This window comes from Roseibium sp. (assembly GCF_025698965.1).
GTDB lineage: Bacteria > Pseudomonadota > Alphaproteobacteria > Rhizobiales > Stappiaceae > Roseibium.
In genome coordinates this window covers 1-6,763 of record NZ_JAILWL010000361.1, presented here as the reverse complement: position 1 = coordinate 6,763, position 6,763 = coordinate 1, and the positions used below count along the sequence as shown (strand labels likewise).

General features: G+C 56.3%; 7 protein-coding genes. 3 read left to right on the top strand and 4 right to left on the bottom strand.

The window, feature by feature from the left end; genetic code table 11:
* The 3 genes from K5905_RS23815 to K5905_RS23805 form a co-directional block, all read left to right on the top strand.
* On the top strand, positions 1–327 hold a 327-nt coding region (locus tag K5905_RS23815), incomplete at its 5' end, for an ABC transporter permease subunit (RefSeq protein WP_297588633.1).
* Positions 327–1,124 carry a phosphonate ABC transporter, permease protein PhnE gene (phnE, locus tag K5905_RS23810; RefSeq protein ID WP_297588631.1) on the top strand — a complete coding sequence of 266 codons (798 nt, stop codon included), beginning with the start codon at positions 327–329 and terminating at the stop codon, positions 1,122–1,124. The genes K5905_RS23815 and phnE, both read left to right, overlap by 1 nt.
* Positions 1,125–1,436: 312 nt before the next feature.
* Positions 1,437–2,357 carry a DMT family transporter gene (locus K5905_RS23805; protein WP_297588629.1) on the top strand — a complete coding sequence of 307 codons (921 nt, stop codon included), beginning with the start codon at positions 1,437–1,439 and terminating at the stop codon, positions 2,355–2,357.
* A gap of 13 nt (positions 2,358–2,370) precedes the next feature.
* Here the strand turns inward: K5905_RS23805 and K5905_RS23800 are convergent, their stop codons facing one another.
* From K5905_RS23800 to K5905_RS23785, 4 genes are all read right to left on the bottom strand, one after another.
* Positions 2,371–3,519 carry an ABC transporter permease gene (locus K5905_RS23800; RefSeq protein ID WP_297588626.1) on the bottom strand — a complete coding sequence of 383 codons (1,149 nt, stop codon included), beginning with the start codon at positions 3,517–3,519 and terminating at the stop codon, positions 2,371–2,373.
* A complete protein-coding gene (locus tag K5905_RS23795; protein WP_297588623.1) occupies positions 3,516–4,454 on the bottom strand; it encodes an ABC transporter ATP-binding protein in 939 nt (312 codons plus the stop codon). Before K5905_RS23795 ends, K5905_RS23800 begins: the two co-directional genes overlap by 4 nt.
* Positions 4,451–5,407, bottom strand: coding sequence for an HlyD family efflux transporter periplasmic adaptor subunit (locus K5905_RS23790; RefSeq protein ID WP_297588621.1), 957 nt, complete (start codon positions 5,405–5,407; stop codon positions 4,451–4,453). Before K5905_RS23790 ends, K5905_RS23795 begins: the two co-directional genes overlap by 4 nt.
* A gap of 143 nt (positions 5,408–5,550) precedes the next feature.
* Positions 5,551–6,255, bottom strand: a complete 705-nt coding sequence (locus tag K5905_RS23785) for a ParA family protein (protein WP_297588618.1) — start codon at positions 6,253–6,255, stop codon at positions 5,551–5,553.
* Between the last annotated feature and the right edge of the window lie 508 nt (positions 6,256–6,763).

Here is a 6,763-nt window from a genome sequence, read left to right as displayed (position 1 = left end):
CTGCTGGCCGAGCGCATCGAAGAAATCGATCCAGGTCCGGTGGAAGCGATGAAGGCGGCGGGTGCTCCCTTCCTCTCGACGCTGGTCTATGCGGTCTTCCCACAGATCATGCAACGCCAGATTGGCCTTGGCATCTATCAGCTCGACAGCAATCTCAGGGCGTCCGCAGTGGTCGGTATCGTCGGAGCGGGCGGTATTGGGGCGACCCTTGCAAACGCCTTCGGCCGGTATGACTACGACTTCGCCCTTGCCATCACGATGGTTATCGTCGGGGTCATCCTGATTTCCGAGGCTGTCAGCGGTGCCATCAGAAAGCGGATTGCATAATGGAACAGGCATATATTCACGAATGGGCGCGTTACACCCCGCGCCAGCGGCTTCAGCGCTACGGATATTTCGCTCTGACCGCTCTCGTAGTCGCCTGGGCTCTGGGTAGCGTCAACATCATCTGGGCCTGGGTGTGGGATGCACCGACACAGATGGGAGATCTCTTCTCCCGCATGGTGCCGCCAGATCCGACACATCTGGATCAGATCCTCAAGGCCTTGTGGGAAACGGTGAACCTTGCCACGATCGCGACGGCTCTCGCCGTTGTGCTGGCATTGCCGGTTGCATATATCGCGGCCCAAAACACCACGCCCAACGCAGCGACGCTGTGGATCGGCCGGTTCATTCTGGTGTCGTCGCGCTCGGTCAATACGATCATCTGGGCCTTGCTGTTCGTTGCCATCTTTGGTCCGGGCGTCGTTGCCGGCATCGTCGCGATCATGTTCCGGTCGATCGGCTTTCTCGGCAAGTTGCTGGGCGAGGCTATCGAGGAGATCGACCCGAAGCCTGTCGAGGCCTTGCAGGCCTGCGGAGCATCGCATTTCAAGGTCGTGCTCTATGCGATCGTCCCTCAGGTCATGCCGACCTTCTTTGCGGTCAGCATTCTGCGCTGGGACATAAACCTGCGTGAATCGACCGTTCTGGGGCTGGTCGGAGCCGGAGGTATCGGCGTCATCCTCCAGGGCGCCATCGATACCTTCAACTGGCAGGAGGTTTCCACCGTCCTCATTGCCATCATAGCGCTCGTGATCGCTGGCGAAGTTGTCTCTTCCTATTTGCGTCGGAAGATACTCTGAGCGGCATTCAGGAAAGACAGCCCTGGGTGTTCCGCCTGGCACAGGATAAGGAAGCAGCGGGAAAACAGCCTTCCCGCTGCTTTTTTGTTGCGACCATGTGACAACGCACAGGAAAACGCCGAAATAAGGTGCGTGCTTCTTGAACTTTTCGCGCTTTCGGAGATGATCCTGCAAGTCGCCGGTGCCAGTCGGCGGTTTCCTGACATTTTCCCGGGCCCCATCCTTCTTTGTTGTATGACCTCCGGGACGTTTTTTCACCTGCGTCAAATCGGGGCGCGGGTGGCTGCCTCAACTCATTAAAAGGCTTTGCCTATGACTGACACGTTCAAAGGATTTGTCGCCGCGCTTATGGCATTCGCGTTCTTTTCCTCTCATGACGCCGTCATCAAGGCTCTGGGGGGCACGTATCCGGTCTTTCAGATCATCTTCTTTTCGATGCTGTTTGCCTTTGTACCGGTGTCGATGATCATCTTGGCCGATAAGGCAATTGATAATTTCCAGCCTCATCACCCCTGGCTCGTGCTGTTCCGGTCTGTTCTGGCGATCGTCTCGATGTCCTGCGGGTTCTACGCCTTTACCGTATTGCCGCTTGCTGAAGTCTACGCGCTTCTTTTTGCCATGCCGCTCATCGTCACGATCTTGTCTGTTCCCATGCTCGGCGAAACGGTGAGGGCGCAGCGCTGGGCTGCCGTGGTGATCGGGCTGATCGGCGTTCTGATCGTATTGCGTCCAGGCATGACCCAACTGACACTTGGTCATTTCAGTGCGCTGGCAGCAGCCTGTTCGACCGCATTGTCTTCGATCCTGACACGCAAGCTCGGTGGTGAGGAACGTTCGGCCGTTCTAATTCTCTATCCTATGATCCTGTCGATGCTGGCAATGTCGACCACGTTGCCTTTCGTCTATGTACCGGTGGAACTTGATCATCTAGGTGCGATGGCCTCCATCGGCTTCATGTCCGTCATCGCACAACTGTTCATGATCGGGGCCTACAGGGCGGCACCGGCTGCGTTCGTGGCGCCTCTTCAATACAGTCAGATCTTGTGGGCGACATTGTTCGGAGCACTGTTCTTCGCCGAGACGCCGGATCTTTACGTGGCAATCGGTTCGGTGGTGATCATTTCTTCCGGCATGTTCGTCGTCTGGCGCGAAAGCCGCGAGAATGTTTCAAAGCGGACACCGGTTCTGAAAACCGCAAACCCGCGCTTCGACACGGGGCCGCAGCCCAAGTGATGATGAAAGGCCTTTAGTCCAGTTTCTTCTTGAAGCGCAGCGCGGCGATGAGCATGCCGATGATGAAGAAACCGAACATCCAGATCACGTCGCGATAAAGATCCAGAAGCGTGGCGTCGCGCAGGACGAAGCCGCGGATCATGCGCATGAAATGGGTCGCCGGAAACACTTCGGCGATGTACTGGGCGATCACCGGCATGCCTTCATAGGGGAACATGAAACCGGACAGCAGGATCGAGGGCAGCAGGACGAACACGGTCATCTGTGTCGCCTGCAACTGGCTCTTGGCGATCGTTGAAAGGACAAGTCCCAGGGAAAGGCTCGCTCCGATGAACAGCAGCGTACCGACAAAGAGATCCAGCATCTGATTGCCGAACGGGACATTGAACAGCGCGTGCCCCAGTCCTAAAACGATGACAGCCTGCAAAAGTCCGATGAAAATGTAAGGGATGATCTTGCCGATCATCAGCTCAATTGGCCGCACCGGTGTATTGATCAGCATTTCCATGTTGCCGCGCTCACGCTCACGCACGATAGCTGCGGATGTGAACATGATCATGGTCATGGTCAGGATTATGCCGACAAGGCCGGGAACGATATTGATTGCCGTGCGTTGCTCCGGATTGAAGAAAAGGGCGACTTCAAAAGTCGGCGTGGATCGGTTGGGGGCCTGTCTGAACAATTCATCCAGCGGCATGCTGCGCAGACCCTTGATCGCCCCTGCGATCATCGTGTCGGACCCATCGACGATCCACTGGGCTACCGGTCTGCTGGTTTCTTCGTCGGTGGAAGGTGGTGTGCCGAGGCCAACTGCCGGTGAACGGGCGATCCTCTGGGATAGATCGTCGGGCAGAATGAAAGCGGCGCGCACCCGCGCCGACCTGATGGCTTCTTCCGCTTCCTGAACAGAGACAAGCCGCTCGGTGACCTCGACCACTGTCGTAGCCTCGACGATCTGGATCAGCGTCCGGCTGAGACCCGTCTGACTGTGGTCGACGACGGCAATCGGAATGTCACGCACATTGGTGTTGATGGCGTAACCGAACAGGATCAGTTGGATCAGCGGGATCATGATCACCATGCCGAAGGTCATCCTGTCGCGGCGCAGTTGAGCCAGTTCCTTGAAGAAGATTGCCGAGATGCGGGAGAGCGGTCTGATCATTGGCGGCCTTCTCCCGTGGCGGTCACGAAGACATCTTCCAGGTTTGGCCTGACCTGTTCGATCAAGGTCGCTCCGTCCGTTTCAGGCCGTTCCTTCAGGAAATCCGCCGGATCTGGAACATCGTCCGTCACCAGGACGCGCAGACGAGCCCCCAGTTGAGCGGCAGCCATGATGCCCCTTGTGCCGAGCAGATGACGGCGGATGTCGCGCAAATTGGGTCCTTCGATCTCGACCACATTGGCGCCCATGGCTGCCATCAGGTCATTCGGTGCGCCGTCTGCCCGCTTTTTGCCCGCCTCCATGATTGCGATTTTGTGGCAGCGTTCGGCTTCGTCCATGAAATGCGTGGTGACGACAATCGACGTGCCACCATCGACCAGATCAAAGAGCTGCTCCCAGAAGTGCCGACGGGATTCCGGATCCACGGCAGAGGTCGGTTCGTCCAGGAATAGAAGTTGCGGCTCATGCAGCACGGCTGTTGCAAGAGCAAGGCGCTGGCGCTGGCCGCCACTCATCTTGCCTGCGAAGCGGTTTTTGAGTTCAGTCAGGGAATACCGCTCCATAACCTCACCGATACGTTGCTTGCGCTTGCTGGAGGGCAAACCGTAAATCGTCGCCATGAAGTTGAGGTTTTCCTGGACTGTCAGATCGCCATAAAGCGAAAAGGCCTGGGTCATGTAACCGATCTTGTATTTCAGGGTTTCGGCATCTTTTGGAACCGAAAGTCCGAGAACTTCCACAGTTCCCTCGGTCGGTGTCAGAAGACCGGTCAGCATGCGCATGGCGGTGGTCTTGCCGGAGCCATTGGGCCCGAGAAAACCGTAGATCATTCCACGTTCGATCGTCAGGTCCAGTCCGTCTACCGCGTGAAAATCCTTGAATTTTTTAACAAGGCCACGGGCCTTGACCACGATGTCGCCTGCCAACTCGCTCACGGCAGGACCACCTGCGCCGGGACACCGTTGGGCAGGTTGGAAGCGCTGTCCGGTAGTTGAACTTCGGCTACATACATAAGCCGGGCCCGTTCGGATTGATTGAGCGCGTAGTAAGGCGTGAAGGATGGTTCTGAACTGATCCAGCGGACGGAACCTTCGATTGCCTTGTCCAGACCGTCGACCTTCACCTGAAGTCGGTCGCCTTCATTGATTTTTACCCGGTGCGGCTCAGGAACATAGACACGGGCATAAGGAGCATCACCGGCAAGCATAACCGCAACGGGACTGCCTACTGTGACCCGCTCACCCAGGTTCCAGGGCAGATTATCGAGAACGCCGTCACGCGATGCGGTGATCGTCAAGTCGGATAGAATTTTCTCCTGCGTGGCAAGGCTGGCTTCTGCAGCAGCCAGTTCGGCGCGAGCGATTTCAAGATCTTCCGGCCTGGTGCCGGTGACCAGTTCTTTCAGCTGCTCCTCGTCGCTCCTCAGGCTTGCGACAGCCGCGTCTCGTGAAGCCCGGGCGCTGTCAAGCTGTGCCTGACTGGTGGTGCCGCGGCCCGTCAGGTCCTTATAGCGCTGGAACGTTGCTTCCGCATCGACCAGCTCGGCCTTCGAACCGGCAACGCTTGCTTCTGCCTTGGCAATGTCCTCTTCCCGGGACCCGTTTTCCAGCTTCAGAAGATTGGCTTTTGACTGCTGTACTTCAGCACGGGCCTGATTGACGACCGCCTGCTGCTCGGCAGGGTTCAATTGTGCAAGAACAGTACCGGCAGTGACAAAGGTTCCCTGAGCCACCGGGAGGGCGATCAGAACCTCATTGGCCGTCGCCGTCAAAGCAACTCTGTCCCGCTCCAGTGTACCAAGCGCAACATTGCCGTCTTCTCCGAAACAGGCGGTCAGCAAGAGGCAAAGAGTGCTGATTTGGGCTGAACGGACAAGCGTTGCGAACATGAAATCCTCCAAAGGTTCAGCAATATGCGTAATGCAAGCGAGGACTTGCTGATAGCTTGACCTGCTTACCTCACACCCATCATCTTTGCAAAGAAAAAGCCGGGCAGGAACCCGGCTTTCAATTTTCGTTTTTTGAGCTGCGTTCAGCTTGCGCGCTTGAAGATATTGTACCAGCGCTTCTTCGGTGCCGTGATGGCGCGCTCCAGAACTTCTGCAGCGTAAAGCGATGCATTTTCCTTCGCTTTCGCGAGGCCGGAAACCTTGTTTTTCTCCAGGCTCGACAAGCCACCACCGAATTCGAAAAGGTCGCGGAAAGCGGCACGTTCGACGATCGGGGTCATCAGCACGTCGATGTTTTGAGCTGACAGGAAATCCTGAACGGCCTTCATTGCGCGGGTGGTGACAGCCGCATTCGTGCGGGTCAGCACGACACAGTGTTTGATGTCGTGCCGGACGATTTTCTCAAGTTTCTTGATCAGTGTCAGAATTTTCGCACCACCGCGCGCATCCATGGAAGACCCCTGGATCGGCACGACCACAAGGTCGGAAACCGAAACCGCGTTGGCAACGATCAGGTTTTCCGTGCCTTCCAGGTCGACTATCACATAGTCCGAATGCTCGGCTGCATGTGTGATCTGTTCGGTGATGGAGGCCGGTGAAATTTCGCTGACAACCGAAATGCCGGGGCATTTCTTCGGCAACTCGAACCATTTCGAGATCCACTTCTGCGGATCGGCATCAAAAATGGTCACGCGCTTTCCCCGTGCGGCAACTTCTGTCGCCAGCAGCAAAGCAGCAGTGGTTTTTCCGGCACCGCCCTTTGCGTTCGCGAAGGAAATGACTGGCATGTGGGCTCTCCTGACCTAGCCGTGCATTGTCTGATAGACAAGCCTCTTGCGGACTTCTCTGCCTGTCAGTCTTCAAATTTTATGGTTACCAAAGCCTTAAATTCGCAAAATGGGAGGGAGTTATTCAGATTGGTTCAAGTGTTGTGGATAAAGCACTTAAATCTCTAGGTATTATTCGCAATGGCGAGAGGCAGAGGGAAGGTTTTGTTTACTTTTTAGTCCTGGAAACCTTCAGTTGAAAAACACGGAATGACGTTCAGTTGCAGCAACGTTCAAACAAGTCGCCGAAAGATTTGACTGTTGTTTTAACCGGCCAGCCGATTGCGCGCGAGTTTGACCGCGCGTAGGTTAGTCCCGGTTTCGATCAAATGATTTGCCCGGATAAAGGACGCCGCATGCTGTACCGGTTTTTAACCTCCCGCCCGGTCCGTATTGCTCGAGGACTGGTATTAGGTGCAGCACTTGCTCTTGGTGGAACTGGCGGTGCTCATGCCGAAGCCTTGAAGCC